Genomic DNA, 16,735 nt, shown 5'->3' with positions numbered 1-16,735 from the left:
CATTCTGCCGCATCGCCGCTGCGGCTGCAGGCACGGCGTATGAACGCGCGCAGTGTCCACGCCGTCCCCGAACGCGAAGCGATGGCGTCCCCGCCCCCGTGTCGGCAGGCCGGATCCCACCGCTATTCGTAGTGGCTGCCGGGTGCCTCGATCCAGGCCCGCAGGCGCCGCGACTGCGCCTCGGACACGGCGATGAAGCGGAAGCCCGCCCACGCCTGAGCCGGCGCGCTGGCGCGATCCATCCACAGCAGGTGCGCGCCCACGTCCACCACCTGGCCATTGCCGCCATCGTGCAGGGTGAAGCGGAGCTGGTAGAGCGCGTCGTCGACCAGCGGTTCGCTCGCCATCAGCAGCATGCCGGTTTCGGACACGTTGCCGATGCGGCCGATGACCCGTTCGGTCATCGCATCGGTCACCAGGATCGTGTCCGGCGCCTTGCGCCGCTTGGCGCGCCTGAACTCGTGCATCATGCCGGTGCCCCCGCGCCTTCGGCGTCCTTGTCGCCGAGGCCGGCGAAACTGCGCAGGGCGTGCATGGCCGCCTGCCAGGCGCGGTCGACCAGTCGCGCATGCCCGGCCACGACGATCCGCGCCTGCCCCGACGCGAGCATCCGCGCCACGCTGTCGAGCGACTGCTCGCCGACCCGCTGGCCGCGCTGGTTGACGAACAGCGCGTTGTCGGTGAGCGGGCTGAACCACGACAGACGACGGCGCACCACGTCGCCCTGCTGGTTGGTGACGAACTCGAGCCAGGTACCGAACGGCAGCACCTTGAGCTGTTCGTAACGCGCCTGCTCTTCGGGCGTGCGCGGCGGCAGCGGCTTCTTCTTCTGCTTGGCGTCCTCGCCGAGGCGGGTGCGCGCCTTGAGCTTCAGCGCCAGCTCGGTGCGCGAGGCGGTGTCGCCTTCCTCCTCGTCGGAGCGGCTGCTGGTCAGGCGCTGGGCGATGACGCTGGCCTCCTCGCCGTGGTAGCCGACCTGGGCGAGCGAGGCCTCGATGTGGGCCACCAGCTCGGGGTCGCGCGGCGCGTCGTCGCGGCTGCAGGCCTCGACGATGCGACGGGTGAGTTCCAACTGCTTGTTCCAGCCCTCGGAGTCCTCGCCCTGGCGCAGCAGGGTCAGGGTCAGCACGTCGGCCCAGGCCTGGTTGAGCAGGGCGCGGCTGAAACGCGGCAGTCGCTGGTCGCCGATCACCCCGGCCATGATCTCGCCGGCCCGCAGCTTCGCGACCTCGAGCTTCTCCTTGCCGCGCGCCGCCTCGGTGTGCCGCTTCTCCAGCAGCTCGGCCTTGCGCACCTGGGCCTGCAGGTGGGTCTGCAACTGCTCGTTCGAGACCGAGAACACCTCAACGTTGCCGTCGTACTTCTCGACCACATGGTTGACCGCGTGCTGCAGCGGCATCAGGAACTGCGGATCGAAGTCGGCGTCGTCGAGCCACTTCGCCGCGCTCTCGGCCACCGTGTTCAGCAGCTGGCGCGCGGGATGGCGGCTGCGCACGAAGAAGGCGCTGTCGCTCAGTGCGACCCGCAGCAGCGGCACCTGCAGGCGCTTGACGAGGGCCGCCGCCGGGGCGTCGGCGCGGATTTCCTCGTCGAGGTTGCCGAACAGCATGCCCAGCAGCTCGAAGGTGTCGTTGTCGCGCGCCGACAGCTCGGCATGCGCGCCGCGACGCTGGCGCGCCTGCGCGAGCAGCGTCTGCTTCACGTCCGCAAGCGTCTGCGGGGCGCCGGCCACCGACAGGGGCTGTGCCTGCAGGTGCGCCAGCGCGGCGGACACGTCCTCGGTGCCGATGATCGCGCCCGGCCTTGGCTTTTTACCCGGGCGCAGCTTGCCGAGCAGTTCGCGGCGGCTGCTCAGCAGCTGTTGCAGTTGCTCGGAGGCGAGCTGCTCATCGCCATCGAGGCCCTCGATCGGCTCGCCCATCCAGCCCGTATGCGGTCGCTGCGGGTCGGAGGCGTGGTACACGGCGCGCGCGCCGGGCGTGCCGCCGCCGCGCGCCGGCTGCGCGCCGACCCCGCCGGGCCTGCGGTCCGCGTCGGCGGCCCGGGTGGACGCGCCAGGCTCCTGCGGCTGCGGCGATGGCCGGATGCGCACCGGGACGTAGGTCAGCCCGGCGAGGATGCCTTCGCGGTCGAGCAGTTCGTCGAGCCGGTCGAGCACCCGCCAGTAGTGCGCCATCACGTGGCGGTCGAAGATGCGGTAGAGCAGCAGGCGCGAATCGTGTTCGATGTCGAGCGCCTGCGCCGCGCCGCGCATGGCACGGCACAGCGACTGCGGACCCAGCGGCAGGCGCTCTGTGTCGAAGGCGGGCGAAGCCGCCAGCACGCCGAAACGCTGGCCGAGCAGGTGCAGCGCGAGGTTGGCGCGGGCCTCCTGGCGGCTGGCGATCTCGCGCATCACCATGCCCTCGTCCATCACCGACTCGTCGACGAGGCTGAGCCTGCCGAACCCGGACTGCGCGGGCTGGGCGCGCGCCGCGCTGCCGGTGGCGACGCTTGCCGGCGTCGGCGACCGGGTGGCGGCGACCGTGGCCTCGAGCTCGAGGATGAAGCGCGGGATCAGGTCGGAGCGGTTGAGGCGGAAGGTCCGCAGCGTCTGCATGTAGCCCGATTCCGTGCCCGGGTTGCGGGCCTGGTCCGCGAGCCGGAACAACTCCTCCTCGAATTCGTTGAGCATCGATCCCAGGTGCGGTTCGATCTCGTCCGTCACCAGGGTCAGGGCCGCCTCGAGCGTCCGGCGCACGCGTGGCGGCAAGCCGGCGGCGGCGAGCGACCTCGGGACCGCGGGTTCGACGGGCGGGGACGATGCGGGCATCAAGCGGGCTGCGACGGGAGGTCGGGGCAATACTTACATGACAGACGCGGATCGGCCACTTGCGCGGCCAGCCGTCTCAGCCGGGCAGGAACAGGGCGATCACATCGTTGCCGAAGCGGCGGCCGAGCGGGGTCGGCACGATGTAACCGCTTTCCCGGCGCAGCCAGCCCCGCGTCTCGGCAGCGGCCAGCGGCGCCTCGATCGCGGCCCGTGGCAAGCCGCATCGCGCCTCGAAGTCCGCCAGCGCGAAGCCTTCCACCAGGCGCAGGGCATTGAGCATGAACTCGAACGGCCGCTGCGCGGGCTCGACGCGCTCGTCGCCGCCGATGGCCGCGGGGCTGCCTGCCGCGGCGAGCCACGCCGTCGGGTGCCGGAGCTTCCAGCGCCGCAGGATCGCCTGTTCCGCGCCGAGGGTGAGCTTGCCGTGCGCCCCGGCGCCGATCCCGAGGTAGTCGCCGAACCGCCAGTAGTTCAGGTTGTGCGCGCAGCGGCGTCCGGGTCTGGCGTAGGCGGACACCTCGTACTGCGCGTAGCCCGCCTCGGCCAGCAGCGCCTGGCAGTGCTCCTGCATGTCCCAGGCGAGGTCGTCGTCGGGGATGTCCCGCGGCGGACGCGCGGCGAACACGGTGTTGGGCTCCAGGGTCAGCTGGTAGTGCGAGACGTGCGCCGGCTGCAGCGCGAGCGCGCGTGCGACGTCATTCTCGGCGCCCGCCAGTCCCTGCCCGGGCAGCGCATACATCAGGTCGAGATTGAGGTTGTCCAGGCCGGCGTCCTGCGCCAGCTTCACCGCGGCCTCGGCCTGGGCGCTGTCGTGGATCCGGCCCAGGCGTCGCAGGCAGTCGTCGTCGAAGCTCTGGATCCCGAAGCTGATGCGGTTGACGCCGGCCGCGCGGTAATCCCCGAAGCGACCGTGTTCGGCGGTGCCCGGGTTGGTCTCCAGGGTGATCTCGGCTCCGGGCGCGAAGCGCAGCCGCGCGCTGGCACCCTGCAGGAAGCGGTCGATCGCGTCGGCCGGGAACAGGCTGGGCGTGCCGCCGCCGAAGAACACGCTGTGCACCGTGCGGCCCCAGGCCAGTGGCAGGTCGTGGTCGAGGTCGGCCAGCAGCGCGTCGACGTAGGCGTCGAACGGCAGCGCGCCGCGCGCCTCGTGCGAATTGAAGTCGCAGTACGGGCACTTGCGCACGCACCAGGGCAGGTGCACGTACAGCGACAGCGGCGGGTGAAGCAGCGCGTGGGCGGGCGGCTGGCCCGCGTCCTGCTGGACGCCCGGCCACGGATGGCCGGGCAGGTGACCGTCAGGGCGATCGTGTGGCGCCATGGATGGCATCGCCAGCACTCGTTGAAACCGCGGAAAGCCTTTGCCGCAGCAGCGCCAGCGCCTGGCCGCGATGGCTCAGCCCGTTCTTGAGCGGCAACGGCATCTCCGCGGCGGTCTGGCCGTGCACGGGATCGAGGAACACGGGGTCGTAGCCGTGCCCGCCGCTGCCGCGGGGTGCGCGCAGGATCGAGCCGCGCCAGCTGCCCTCGACGATGACCGGATGCGGATCCTCCGCGTGCCGCAGCAGCGCAAGTGCGCAGACGAACTGCGCGCTCCGATCGGCGTCGGGCACGTCGGACAGTTCGCGCAACAGCTTGTCGATGTTGCGTGCGGCATCGCCGTGCCCGCCCGCGTAGCGCGCCGAATAGAGCCCGGGCGCACCGCCGAGGGCGTCGACGCAGAGCCCCGAGTCGTCCGCCAGCGCCGGCAGGCCGGTGGACCGGCAGGCGTGGCGCGCCTTGAGCAGCGCGTTCTCGACGAAGCTCAGGCCGGTTTCCTCGGCGTCTTCCACGCCGAACTCCGCCTGCGCGCGGACTTCGAAGCCGTCGTGCGCCAGCAGCGCGCGGAATTCCTCGAGCTTGCCGGCGTTGTTCGACGCCAGCACCAGCGGCCTCGCCCTGCTCATCGCGCCAATGCTTCGCGCTGCTTCTCGAGCAACTCGCCGATGCCGGTTTCGGCCAGCCCCAGCAGCGCATCGAGTTCGTCGCGTCGGAAGGCATGGCCTTCGGCCGTGCCCTGCAGTTCGATGAAGCCGCCGCCGTCGTTCATCACCACGTTCATGTCGGTGTCGCAGTCGCTGTCCTCGGCGTAGTCGAGGTCGAGCACAGGCACGCCGCGATACACGCCGACCGACACCGCGGCCACCGCGCCGAATACCGGGTCGCGCGCGATCTCGCGCCTGGCCCGCAGCCAGCGAACCGCGTCCACCAGGGCGACGTAGGCGCCGGTGATCGCCGCGGTGCGGGTGCCGCCATCGGCCTGCAGGACGTCGCAGTCGAGGGTGATGGTGCGCTCGCCCAGTGCGGTGCGGTCGACGCAGGCGCGCAGGGCGCGGGCGATCAGGCGCTGGATCTCCAGCGTCCGGCCGCCCTGCTTGCCGCGCGCGGCCTCGCGGTCGGAGCGGGTGTGGGTGGCGCGCGGCAGCATCCCGTACTCCGCCGTCACCCAGCCTTCGCCCTTGCCGCGCATGAACGCCGGTACCTTGTTGTCGATGCTGGCGGTGCACAACACCCGGGTTTCCCCGAACGAGACCAGGACCGAGCCCTCCGCATGGTGGGTGAAGCCGCGCACGATGCGGACCTCGCGCAGCTGGTCGGGCGCGCGGCCGCTTGGGCGGGCGATTGTCATGCGGGGTTTTCCGGCAAAGTGGGGTGCGCCAGATTACCATTGGCGATCCTCGCCACCGCCTCGGCGACCACGGGACCCACGATGCCGATCCGCAGCATGACCGCCTACGCCTCGGGCGAGCGCAGCACGCCCTGGGGCACGCTGGGCTGCGAGCTGCGCGCGGTCAACCACCGTTTCCTCGAGCTCGGCACGCGCCTGCCGGACGAACTGCGGGTGCTGGAGCCGGCCTTGCGCGAGCGGGTGTCCGCGCGCGTCGCGCGCGGCAAGGTCGATCTGGCGCTGCGGCTGCGCCAGGTCGAAGGCGCGCTTTCGCTGCAGGTCGACGAGGCGCTGGTCGCGCGCCTCGGCGAACTGGCCGGGGCGCTGCGTGGACACTTCCCCGACCTGCGCACCGGCCTGGTCGAGCTGCTGCAGTTCCCGGGCGTGCTGAAATCGAAGGCGGCCGATCCGGCCGAGCTGCAGGGCGAGGCACTGGCCCTGCTCGACCAGGTGCTCGAAGAGTTCCTGGCCGCGCGGGAACGCGAGGGCGGCAAGCTGGTCGCGGCGATCCTCGAGCGCGTCGACGGCATCGAGCGCATCGCCGGCGAGGTGCGCACGCTGGTGCCGGCGATCCGCGAAGGCCAGCGTACGAAACTCGAGGCGCGCCTGGCCGATCTCGCCCAGGCCGCCGATCCCGGGCGCGTGGAACAGGAACTGGTGCTGTCGCTGCAGAAGCTCGACGTGGACGAGGAACTCGACCGCCTGTCCAGCCACGTCGTCGAGATCCGGCGCGTGTTCCGGCAACCCGAACCGGTGGGCCGCCGGCTGGATTTCCTGCTGCAGGAGTTCAATCGCGAGGCCAACACCCTGGGTAGCAAGTCGGTCGATGCGCGCACCTCCAGTGCGGCGGTCGAGCTGAAGGTGCTGATCGACCAGATCCGCGAGCAGGTGCAGAACATTGAATGAGGGCAGGGAGTCGGGACTGGGGATTGGGGATTCGGTAAAGCCGAAGCGGTACGATTGCAGCTTGCTTGCCGACAGCCGGTAGCCCGCCTTGTCCAATCCCGAATCCCGAATTCCGAATCCCGGCCTCAAAGGCACCCTGTTCATCGTCGCGGCGCCGTCGGGCGCCGGCAAGTCGAGCATCGTCAACGCCTGCCTGGCGCGCGACCGCAACATCTGCCTGTCGATCTCGTTCACTTCGCGCGCGCCGCGACCGGGCGAGCGCCATGCCGAGCATTACCACTTCATCGCCGCCGAGGAGTTCAAGGCGATGATCCGCGCCGGCGACTTCTTCGAGTACGCCCAGGTCCACGGCGACTGGAAGGGAACGGCGCGGCAGTCGGTCGAGCCGCAGCTCGACAGCGGCCGCGACGTGCTGCTGGAGATCGACTGGCAGGGCGCGCAGCAGGTCAAGCGGCAGGTGCCCGACGCGGTCAGCGTCTTCATCCTGCCGCCCTCGCGCGAGGCGCTGGAGCAGCGCATGCGCAAGCGCGGCCAGGACAGCGAGGAGGTGATGGCGCGCCGCCTGGCCAACGCCCGCGAGGAGATGTCGCACCACGGCGAGTTCGACTACGTCATCGTCAACGAGGTGTTCGAAACCGCGGTAGAAGAGATGTGCGCGGTGTTCGTCGCCAGCCGGTTGCGCCGCGAGCAGCAGGTGCGCCGCCACGCCCGGCTGATCGAGGGGCTGCTGGCCGAACCCTGATCTGCGGTGGCGGGGGGGGGCGGGTTTCGACCCCTAAGTTACTGATTTCCAACGCCGCAGCTTGCGTCCCGGCGCGTGTTTGCCTAGAATCGCCCACCCTCACCGTTTTTGATCGACGGCCTGCCGGCCGCCGGGAGACCTATGGCCCGCATCACCGTGGAAGATTGCCTGGAAGTGGTCGACAACCGCTTCGAGCTCGTCATGATGGCCGCCAAGCGCGCGCGCCAGCTCGCCAACGGCGTGGAGCCGCAGATCGACAACGCCGACGCCCAGGACAAGCCGACCGTCCTGGCCCTGCGCGAGATCGCCGCCCGCCGCATCGACCAGCCCTATATCGACGCCGTCGACAAGGCCGAACGCGAGCGCAAGGAACGCGAGGCGCTGGAATGGGCCGCCGCCGAAGTGGTCGCCGGCGACGACGACATGAAGGGCGACGATCTTTAAACGCCGGGATTGGGGATTGGGGAGTCGGAAAAGACCGATCCCGACGTCCGGCCCCTCCGGGATCTGATACCAAAGGCCCCGCTCTGGCGGGGCCTTTGGCGTTCCTGGGAGCGGCACGGGGTGGCGTCGTCGGGCTCCCCGGCAAGCCCATCCTCCGCGTGCAGGACGGAGCAGGCATTTCTGCCCTCATGCGCCTTCGAGCCCTTCGATTCCGTGCTTGTTCGCAGGAATGGCGATCGGGCCGGGATACTGAACAAGCGCCGGGACGGCTTTCCCATTCCCCAGTCCCTATTCCCCATTCCCGCCGTTTCGCCTTAGGCTCCGGCCATGACTCCAGGCGCCCCCGTCCTGATCCAGCCCGTGCCCTCGTCGGAAGAGGACGTGCCCGACTACGTGCGCGATCTCGAGCGGGCGGCCGGATACCTGCCCTCGGAGCAGCGCGTGCTGCTGCGACGGGCCTGGGCCGTGGGCGCGGCCGCGCATGCCGGCCAGACCCGCAAGTCGGGCGAACCCTACATCACCCACCCGGTGGCGGTGGCGCGGGCGCTGGCCGAGCAGAAGGTCGACGTGGAAACCCTGGTCGCGGCGATCCTGCACGACACCCTCGAGGACACGCCGCTCACCCGCGAGCAGATCGCCGAGGAGTTCGGCGCGACCGTCGCCGACCTGGTCGACGGCGTGACCAAGCTCGACAAGCTGCACTTCAGCAGCCGCCAGGAAGCCGCGGCCGAGAGCTTCCGCAAGATGATGCTGGCGATGGCGCGCGACCTGCGCGTGATCCTGATCAAGCTCGGCGACCGCCTGCACAACATGCGCACGCTCGGCGCGCAGCCGGGGCCGGCGCGCGAGCGCATCGCGCACGAGACGCTCGAGGTGTACGCGCCGATCGCGCAGCGGCTGGGCATGAACCTGATCAAGGCCGAGCTGCAGGATCGCGGCTTCCACGCGCTGCATCCGCTGCGCCACCTGATCCTGGAAAAGCATATCCGCGGCCAGCCGATGCTGCGGCGCGAGGCGATGGCGAAGATCGAGGCGCAACTTGCGCAGCGCCTGACCAACGAAGGATTGAAGTACCGGCTGGTGAGCCGGGTCAAGTCGCCCTGGAGCATCTACAACAAGATGCGCGCGGAAGGTAAGACCTTCGCCCAGGTGATGGACGTGTTCGGCTTCCGCATCGTGGTGCATTCGGTGGCCGACTGCTACCACGCGCTCGGCGTGGCGCACTCGGTGTTCAAGCCGCTCGACGGGCGCTTCCGCGACTTCATCGCGATCCCCAAGGCCAACGGCTACCAGTCGCTGCACACGGTGCTGTTCGGCCCCTACGGCTCGCCGATCGAGGTGCAGATCCGGACCGAGGAGATGGACCTGATCGCCGAGCGCGGGATCGCCGCGCACTGGGCCTACAAGCACGGCATGGCGCCGAGCGGCGCCCAGGCGCGGGCGCACTCCTGGATCGCGAACCTGCTCGAGTCGCAGCGCGCCACCGGCTCGTCGCTGGAGTTCCTCGAGAACGTCAAGGTGGACCTGTTCCCGGACGAGGTCTACCTGTTCACGCCCAAGGGCGACATCCTTTCGCTGCCGCGCAACTCCACCGCGCTCGACTTCGCCTACGCCGTGCACACCGACGTCGGCAACACCGCGGTGGCCGCGCGCGTGGACAAGAAGCTGGTGCCGCTGCGCACCAAGCTCGTCAGCGGGCAGTCGGTGGAGGTGGTGACCGCGAAGTCCTCGCTGCCCAAGCCGCAGTGGCTGGAGTTCGTGGTCACCGGCAAGGCACGCACCGCGATCCGCGCCCAGCTCAAGCAGCTCGAGCACGAGGACGCGGTGCAGCTCGGCCACCGCATGATCGACCGCGCGCTGGAGGACCTGGGGACCTCGCTCGACCGCCTGCCGCAGGCGCGCCTCGACGCCTACCTCGGCGAACTGCGCTACCCGCGGCTGGAGGAGTTGCTGGCCGACATCGCGCTCGGCAACCGCATGCCCTCGCAGGTGGCGCTGGCGCTGGCGCAGAAGGATTCGGCCGGCGACGGGTCCGGCGCCGAACCGGCGCTGCGCCGCGGCGAACGGATCCTGATCACCGGGCACGAGCGCGGCGTGATCAGCTTCGCCAACTGCTGCATGCCGATCCCGGGCGACGAGATCATGGGCTACCACACGGCGGGCAAGGGCATCGTCGTGCACCGGATGGACTGCCCCAACGTGGTCGAGTACCGCAAGTCGCCCGACCGCTGGGTCGCGATCGGCTGGGACCGCGAGGTCACCGGCGACTATCCGGTGGCGCTGGTGATCGAAACCGAGAACAAGCCCGGCTCGCTGGCGGAAGTGGCCGCGGCGATCGCCAAGGCCGATTCCAACATCGAGGGCGTGGAGTATCTCGAGCGCGATGCCAACATCGCGGTGATCCGTTTCTCGATCGAGGTCCGCAACCGCGAACACCTGGCCGAGGTCATCCGCCGCACGCGCCGGCTCGGGGTGGTGCACGGCGTGCAGCGCCTGTAACCGCAGATCCGTAGCCCGCATAAGGCCAGAGGCCGCATCCGGCGCGCCCCGTGCAGACCATGGCGCCGCACGCGTCGCCGCGGCCGCCGCGTCCCGTCGCTACAATCACCCCACACTTCTTCCGGAGCCGCCCCATGCCGCGTATCCCGATCCAGACCGATGCCGCGCCTTCCGCGATCGGCCCCTATTCCCAGGCGACGCGCGCCGGCAACACGGTGTTCTTTTCCGGTCAGATCCCGCTCGACCCCGCCACCGGCGAGGTAGTGGAGGGCGGCATCGACGCCCAGGCGCGCCGCGCGTTCGACAACCTCAAGGCCGTGGCCGCGGCCGCCGGCGGTTCGATGGCCGACATCGCACGCGTGGGGCTGTACCTCACCGACCTGTCGCAGTTCGCGGCAGTCAACGCGGTGATGGCCGAGTATTTCGAATCGCCCTATCCCGCGCGTTCGACCATCGAGGTGTCCGCATTGCCCAAGGGCGTGCTGTTCGAGGTCGACGCGGTGATGGTGCTGGACTGACCTGCCGGCCTGATGGCGAAGCCCGCGCCCGCGCTCGCGGCCACCGGTGACATCGGCCTGACCGCGCTGCCGGGGGTCGGCAAGGCAGTGGCGGAGAAACTCGCGGCGCGCGGCCTGCACACCCTGCAGGACCTGTGGCTGCACCTGCCCAGGCAGTACGAGGACCGTACCCGGATCACGCCGATTCGCGCGCTGCAGCCGGGGATCGCGGCGCAGGTGGAAGGGCGTGTGGAGGCGGTCGAGCGTGGTTTCCGCTACCGCCCGACGCTGCGCGTCGCGCTCGGCGACGACTCGCGCGCCACGATCGTGCTGCGCTTCTTCCATTTCCGTTCGCAGCAGGTGAACCAGTTCCAGGTCGGTGCGCGCGTACGCGCGTACGGCACGCCGCGTCCGGGACAGATCGGACTGGAGATCGTGCACCCGAGCTATCGCGTGCTCGACCAGACCGACACCGACGGGCTCGGCGAGGCATTGGACCCGGTGTACCCGGTGGTGGAGGGGATCGGTCCCGCGACCCTGCGCCGCCTGGTCGCGCAGGCGCTCGACCGGCTGCCGGACGAGGGCGTCCTGGAGCTGCTGCCCGCGAGGCACCTCGAGCAGAGCGGGCTGCCTTCATTGCGCGATGCGCTGCTGACCCTGCACCGGCCGCCGCGCGATGCGGATGTCGGGGCGCTCCTGGCCGGGACGCATCCGGCGCAGCGCAGGCTCGCGATGGAGGAGCTGCTCGCGCATCACCTGAGCCTGCGTCGGCAGCGGATCGCGCTGCAGGCGCATGCCGCGCCCGTGCTGGCCGACGACGGCGGACGCGTGCGTGCACTGCTCGACGCGCTGCCGTTCTCGCTCACCGCCGCGCAGCAACGGGTGTTCGACGAGATCCGTACCGACCTGGCCATGCCGCGGCCGATGCTGCGGCTGGTGCAGGGCGACGTCGGCAGTGGCAAGACCGTGGTCGCCGCCCTGGCCGCGCTGCTGGCGATCGGCAGCGGCCGGCAGGCGGCGCTGATGGCGCCGACCGAGCTGCTGGCCGAGCAGCATCTTGCCAACCTGCGCGGCTGGCTGGAACCGCTGGGTGTGAGGGTCGCCTGGCTCGCCGGCAAGGTCTCCGGACGCGCACGCAGCGCGGTGCTGGCCGAGGCCGCCAGTGGTGCAGCGCAACTGGTCGTGGGCACGCATGCGCTGATGCAGGAGGGCGTGCTGTTCCGCGACCTTGCGCTCGCGATCGTCGACGAGCAGCATCGCTTCGGCGTGCACCAGCGCCTGGCGTTGCGCGACAAGGGCGCCGCCGACGGCATCGTCCCGCACCAGCTGGTGATGACCGCCACCCCGATCCCGCGGACCCTGGCCATGGCGGCCTACGCCGACCTCGACGTCTCCGCCATCGACGAGCTTCCGCCGGGACGCACGCCGGTGCAGACGGTGGTGCTCGGCGCGGCACGCCGTCCGGAACTGGTCGAGCGCATCCGCGCGGCCTGCGCGGAAGGCCGCCAGGCGTACTGGGTGTGCACCCTGATCGACGAGAGCGACGAAGTCGTCGCGCAGGCCGCGCAGACCACCCTGGAACAGCTGACCGCGTCGCTGCCGGAGCTGCGCGTGGGGTTCGTGCACGGGCGAATGAAGGCCGGGGACAAGCAGGCGACAATGCTGGCGTTCAAGCGCGGCGAGATCGACCTGCTGGTGGCGACCACGGTGATCGAGGTCGGGGTCGACGTGCCCAACGCCTCGCTGATGATCGTCGAGAACGCGGAACGCCTCGGCCTGTCGCAACTTCACCAGTTGCGCGGGCGGGTGGGGCGGGGGAGCGCGGCGTCGAGCTGCGTGCTGCTGTACCAGCCGCCGCTGTCGTCGATGGCGCGACAGCGGCTGGAGACCATGCGCTCGACCAGCGACGGTTTCGTCATCGCCGAAAAGGACCTGGAACTTCGCGGACCCGGCGAACTGCTCGGGACGCGCCAGACCGGACTGGCGGATTTCCGCATCGCCGACATCGTCCGCGACGCGGACCTGCTGCCGGACATCCATCGCATCGGCGACACGCTGCTGCGCGATACGCCGGACATCGCCGACCGGCTGGTCGATCGCTGGATCGGCGGCGCTGCGCGCTATGCCGCCGCCTGAGGGATGCCGCCGATGCCGTTTCACCGGCAGGGGCGCATCGTTGCGGCCGCGCGGGCCCCATCGATGGTTCTTGCGCGCAGGTGGAGAGTCCATCGCCGCGGACTGCGAGAACGCATGCATCGGGACGCGGAGCGGCAGGCGAGTGGAAAAGCGTCGCAACCGTCATCCCGGGCCCCGCAACTTCCCCGGGCCCCGCAACTTCCCAGAGCCCCGCAACTTCCCCGGGCCCGCAAGTTCCCCGGGCCTTGCGACTGTCATCCCGAGCGTAGCGAGGGATCTTCGTTCCGGCGATCGGATGCAGGATCCCTCGCTACGCTCGGGATGACAGGCTAGGCTGCTCCCATTCCCCATTCCCCATTCCCCATTCCCCGATGCCCAACCCCCTTCCCCTGCTCATCGATACCGATCCCGGCGTCGACGACGCACTCGCGCTGCTCATGGCCTTCGACGATCCAGCGCACGAGATCGTCGGCCTGACCATCGCCGCCGGCAACGTGGGCCTGGCGCACACCGTCGCCAATGCGCTGAAGCTGTGCGAGGTGGCCGGGCGCGAGGATGTGCCGGTATTCGCCGGCTGCGCCGCGCCGCTGCTGCATGCCGCGCCCGACGCGGCCTACGTGCACGGACAGGACGGCTTCGGCGACACCGGCTACGCACCCGCCACCCGCACCGCCGCCGCCGAGCACGCCGCGCTCGCCATCGTGCGCCTGTCGCACGCGCACGCCGGCCGGCTGCTGCTGGTCGCGCTGGGGCCGCTGACCAACCTCGCGCTGGCGCTCAAGCTCGACCCGACCCTGCCGCAGCGCGTCGCGCGGCTGGTGGTCATGGGCGGCGCCGTGACCGCGCACGGCAACATCACCCCGGCGGCCGAGTTCAACGCCTATTTCGACCCGGAGGCTGCGCGCATCGTGTTCGACGCCTTCCCCCGGTTCGACCTCGCCGACTGGGAGGCCACCGTGGCGCACGGCCTGCCCCATCCGGAAGTCGAAGCCTGGCTGGGCGTGGGTTCGGAACGCGCGCGCTTCTACGAATCGATCTCCCGCCAGACCCGCCGCTGGTCCATCGATCGCCGCGGCGACCGATGGTTCGCGGCCGACGCGCTGGCGATGGCCTGGGCGCTGGCGCCGGAAGGCGCTGTCGAGGCCGTCGAGCGGCCGCTCGAGGTCTGCCTCGACCCCGGGCCGGCCCGGGGGGCGACCGTGGTCGACTGGAACCGCCAGACCGGGCATCCGGACCGGGCGCGGATCCTCATGAAGTACGACCAGGCGGCCTTCGAGGCCCGGGTCCGCGCCGCGCTGGCGGCTGGCTGAGGGGCGACTTGCGCGGGTCGGCGGCGGCGGGCTAAAATGCCGCTCTTTCCCCGCGCAAACTCCGGTGCCCGCCCATGAAGGCCGACATCCATCCCGATTACCGTGAAGTCGTCTTCCAGGACGTGACCTCGGATTTCAGGTTCCTGACCCGCTCCACGCTGGCCGCTTCCACCAAGGAAACGGTCAAGTGGGACGACGGCAACGAATACCCGCTGGTGAAGATCGACGTGTCCTCGGCGACGCATCCGTTCTACACCGGCCAGAACAAGATCGTCGACACCAGCGGCCGCATCGACAAGTTCAAGCGCCGCTACGCGAAGTAATCGCGTCTTCGGACGATGTGTTGCAGGCACGGCCGCCTTCGGGCGGCCGTCGCCGTTTGCGTCCGCGAAAGCTCGCGCCATGGCATCGGGACAGACCAAAGTCCGAGTCGGCGCTCGAACCGGCTGTGCGATAATTGTTGCGTTGCGGTAGCCCTGCGCGCCGCCGTCGCCGGGTCCGTGCGGGCCCGTCCGCACGTCCCGAACCCGAGGAGCGCATCGTGTCAGATCCTGTCGTGTTGAACGCTGGCGGCAAGTCCGTCGACCTGCCCGTCCTGAAACCCACGCTCGGCAACGATTGCGTCGACATCTCGAAGCTGACGAAGGAAACCGGACTCTTCACCTACGATTCCGGCTTCACCGCGACCGCCAGCTGCAAGTCCGCCATCACCTACATCGATGGCGAGAACGGCGTGCTGCTGTACCGCGGCTACCCGATCGAGCAACTGGCCGAGCACTCCAGCTTCCTGGAAGTGGCCTACCTGCTGATGAACGGCGAACTGCCGGACAAGGCCGAGTTCGCGAAGTTCGAGCACGAGGTGACGCATCACACGATGATGCACGAGTCGCTGAAGAACTTCCTGCACGGCTTCCACTACGACGCACATCCGATGGCGATGCTGGCGGGCACCGTGGCGTCGCTCTCGGCCTTCTACCACGACACCCTCGACCTCGAGGATCCCGCGCAGCGGCGCCTGGCCGCGATCCGCCTGATCGCCAAGGTGCCGACCCTCGCCGCCGCCGCCTACCGCTATTCGATCGGCTGGCCGATCCGCTACCCGCGCAACAACCACGAGTACGTCGACCGCTTCCTGCACATGATGTTCGAAGTGCCGAGCGAGCCGCTGGAGCTCAACCCGGTGGTGGCCAAGGCGCTGGACCTGCTGTTCATCCTGCACGCCGACCACGAGCAGAACGCCTCGACCTCGACCGTGCGCCTGGTCGGCTCTACCGGGGCGAATCCCTACGCCTGCATCGCCGCCGGCATCACCGCGCTGTGGGGTCCTGCGCACGGTGGCGCCAACGAGGCGGTGCTGAAGATGCTCGAGGAGATCGGCGATCCGAAGAACGTCGAGTCCGCGATCGCCAGGGCCAAGGACAAGGAATCGGGCTTCCGCCTGATGGGCTTCGGCCACCGCGTCTACAAGAACTTCGACCCGCGCGCCAAGATCATCCGCGAGATGACCCACAAGGTGCTGGGCGAGCTGGGCGTGGACGACCCGCTGCTGGAAGTGGCGATGCGGCTGGAGGAAGCGGCGCTGAAGGACGACTACTTCATCCAGCGCAAGCTCTACCCCAACGTCGATTTCTACAGCGGCATCATCTACAAGGCGCTGAAGATCCCGACCGAGATGTTCACCGTCATGTTCGCCATCGGCCGCACCGCCGGCTGGGTCGCGCACTGGCTGGAGCAGCAGGTCGATCCGGAGGCGAAGATCGGTCGCCCGCGCCAGATCTACACTGGCAGCGACGTGCGCGACTACGTGCCGGTCGGCAAGCGCTGACGCCGAAGCCGCGCCCACGCGCAATGTCCGAGCACGCGAACGCCCCGTGATCCGGGGCGTTCCTGCGTTTCGTGGCGAGGGATCGGGTCAGGCGCCGCCGGCTACGTCGTAGCCGGCGATCTCCTCGTCCACCAGCAGTTGCCGCAGCTGGGCCGCGGAGGCGCGTTTCATCGGCTTTTCGTCGACGCTCGACAGCGGCGCCTGCCGAAGCGCGACCATCGGCAGCACGGTGAGCTCGAAGCTCGTGTCCTCCGCACTGAACATCCAGGCAGGGAATTCTGCCTCGCGCGCCCGGTCCAGGCGCAACCGCCGGCTGCGCGACTCGGCCGGGATGCCGGCTTCTTCCAGGAAGCGTGTCACCGCGTCGGCATCGTCGCTGTACAGGTGCAGCGACACCGGCGAACGCGCATCCGCCGTGCCATCCAGCACCTGTCCCACCAGCCGCGGTTCGAAGCGGTCGAAGAAATCCAGCGCTCGCAACGCGGCTTCGCGGCGCGCACGCAGGTGTTGGGCCTGGCTGTCGCCGAGGAACAGGCGCTGGTACTCGCGCAGGGCGTCCTCGATCTCGCGGTTGCGCGGCAACGAGGCATCGTCGTGGAACCCGAGCCGGTCTGCCGCCTTGAGCTTGGCCTGGTGGAAGTCGCGGATTCCGCCTTCGGCCATCAGCCTCGCGGCTTCGTGGGCGAGGCGGTGCCGGCGTTCGCGGGTGCGCGTCTCGGCGTGCTGGCGGGCGCGGTGCATCACGATCCCCCGGTACGGCGTCGCGCCGACTGTACCCTATGCGCCGGAAACGTCAACGCGAACCGGTCGCGTGTTGCAGCTGGCGGCGGTTGCCGGAAACGCGGGCGGTGCTCCCGCCG

15 protein-coding genes are annotated in these 16,735 nt (G+C 70.1%); 9 read left to right on the top strand and 6 right to left on the bottom strand.

Annotated features, from left to right (window positions below; translation table 11 throughout):
- Positions 1-122: 122 nt before the first annotated feature.
- The 5 genes from FZO89_RS05835 to rph all read right to left on the bottom strand — a co-directional run bounded on the left by FZO89_RS05835 (position 123) and on the right by rph (position 5,477).
- Positions 123-470 carry a PilZ domain-containing protein gene (locus FZO89_RS05835; protein WP_149102360.1) on the bottom strand — a complete coding sequence of 116 codons (348 nt, stop codon included), beginning with the start codon at positions 468-470 and terminating at the stop codon, positions 123-125.
- A complete protein-coding gene (locus FZO89_RS05830) occupies positions 467-2,812 on the bottom strand; it encodes a DUF1631 domain-containing protein (protein WP_149102359.1) in 2,346 nt (781 codons plus the stop codon). The genes FZO89_RS05835 and FZO89_RS05830 overlap by 4 nt, the downstream gene beginning before the upstream one ends.
- 76 nt (positions 2,813-2,888) lie before the next feature.
- The gene (gene hemW / locus FZO89_RS05825) at positions 2,889-4,130 is read right to left on the bottom strand and encodes a radical SAM family heme chaperone HemW (protein ID WP_149102358.1); all 1,242 of its coding nucleotides are present in this window, start codon (positions 4,128-4,130) and stop codon (positions 2,889-2,891) included.
- On the bottom strand, positions 4,108-4,755 hold the full coding sequence (gene rdgB, locus FZO89_RS05820) for an RdgB/HAM1 family non-canonical purine NTP pyrophosphatase (protein WP_149102357.1): 648 nt from the start codon (positions 4,753-4,755) through the stop codon (positions 4,108-4,110). The genes hemW and rdgB overlap by 23 nt, the downstream gene beginning before the upstream one ends.
- On the bottom strand, positions 4,752-5,477 hold the full coding sequence (gene rph, locus FZO89_RS05815) for a ribonuclease PH (protein WP_149102356.1): 726 nt from the start codon (positions 5,475-5,477) through the stop codon (positions 4,752-4,754). The genes rdgB and rph overlap by 4 nt, the downstream gene beginning before the upstream one ends.
- Positions 5,478-5,573: 96 nt before the next feature.
- Here rph and FZO89_RS05810 point away from each other — a divergent pair, with 96 nt between their 5' ends.
- The 9 genes from FZO89_RS05810 to FZO89_RS05770 all read left to right on the top strand — a co-directional run bounded on the left by FZO89_RS05810 (position 5,574) and on the right by FZO89_RS05770 (position 15,875).
- On the top strand, positions 5,574-6,422 hold the full coding sequence (locus FZO89_RS05810) for a YicC/YloC family endoribonuclease (protein ID WP_149102355.1): 849 nt from the start codon (positions 5,574-5,576) through the stop codon (positions 6,420-6,422).
- Between the two features lie 109 nt (positions 6,423-6,531).
- Positions 6,532-7,164: a guanylate kinase gene (gene gmk, locus FZO89_RS05805; protein WP_149104063.1), complete on the top strand. Its 633-nt coding sequence runs from the start codon at positions 6,532-6,534 to the stop codon at positions 7,162-7,164.
- A 141-nt stretch (positions 7,165-7,305) separates the two neighbouring features.
- A complete protein-coding gene (rpoZ, locus tag FZO89_RS05800) occupies positions 7,306-7,608 on the top strand; it encodes a DNA-directed RNA polymerase subunit omega (RefSeq protein ID WP_149102354.1) in 303 nt (100 codons plus the stop codon).
- Between the two features lie 327 nt (positions 7,609-7,935).
- Positions 7,936-10,107 (top strand): RelA/SpoT family protein, encoded by a 2,172-nt coding sequence (locus tag FZO89_RS05795; protein WP_149102353.1) that lies wholly within the window; start codon positions 7,936-7,938, stop codon positions 10,105-10,107.
- Positions 10,108-10,241: 134 nt separating this feature from the next.
- A complete protein-coding gene (locus FZO89_RS05790; RefSeq protein ID WP_149102352.1) occupies positions 10,242-10,625 on the top strand; it encodes a RidA family protein in 384 nt (127 codons plus the stop codon).
- A gap of 12 nt (positions 10,626-10,637) precedes the next feature.
- Positions 10,638-12,740 carry an ATP-dependent DNA helicase RecG gene (gene recG, locus FZO89_RS05785; protein ID WP_149102351.1) on the top strand — a complete coding sequence of 701 codons (2,103 nt, stop codon included), beginning with the start codon at positions 10,638-10,640 and terminating at the stop codon, positions 12,738-12,740.
- A 371-nt stretch (positions 12,741-13,111) separates the two neighbouring features.
- Positions 13,112-14,050, top strand: a complete 939-nt coding sequence (locus tag FZO89_RS05780) for a nucleoside hydrolase (protein WP_149102350.1) — start codon at positions 13,112-13,114, stop codon at positions 14,048-14,050.
- A 74-nt stretch (positions 14,051-14,124) separates the two neighbouring features.
- Positions 14,125-14,373, top strand: a complete 249-nt coding sequence (locus tag FZO89_RS05775; protein WP_149102349.1) for a type B 50S ribosomal protein L31 — start codon at positions 14,125-14,127, stop codon at positions 14,371-14,373.
- 218 nt (positions 14,374-14,591) lie between these two features.
- A complete protein-coding gene (locus FZO89_RS05770) occupies positions 14,592-15,875 on the top strand; it encodes a citrate synthase (RefSeq protein ID WP_149102348.1) in 1,284 nt (427 codons plus the stop codon).
- Between the two features lie 87 nt (positions 15,876-15,962).
- Here FZO89_RS05770 and FZO89_RS05765 read toward each other — a convergent pair whose 3' ends face one another.
- The gene (locus FZO89_RS05765) at positions 15,963-16,616 is read right to left on the bottom strand and encodes a hypothetical protein (protein ID WP_149102347.1); all 654 of its coding nucleotides are present in this window, start codon (positions 16,614-16,616) and stop codon (positions 15,963-15,965) included.
- Positions 16,617-16,735 lie beyond the last annotated feature (119 nt).

This window comes from Luteimonas viscosa, assembly GCF_008244685.1.
GTDB lineage: Bacteria > Pseudomonadota > Gammaproteobacteria > Xanthomonadales > Xanthomonadaceae > Luteimonas > Luteimonas viscosa.
This window is presented reverse-complemented; position numbering and strand designations above follow the sequence as displayed.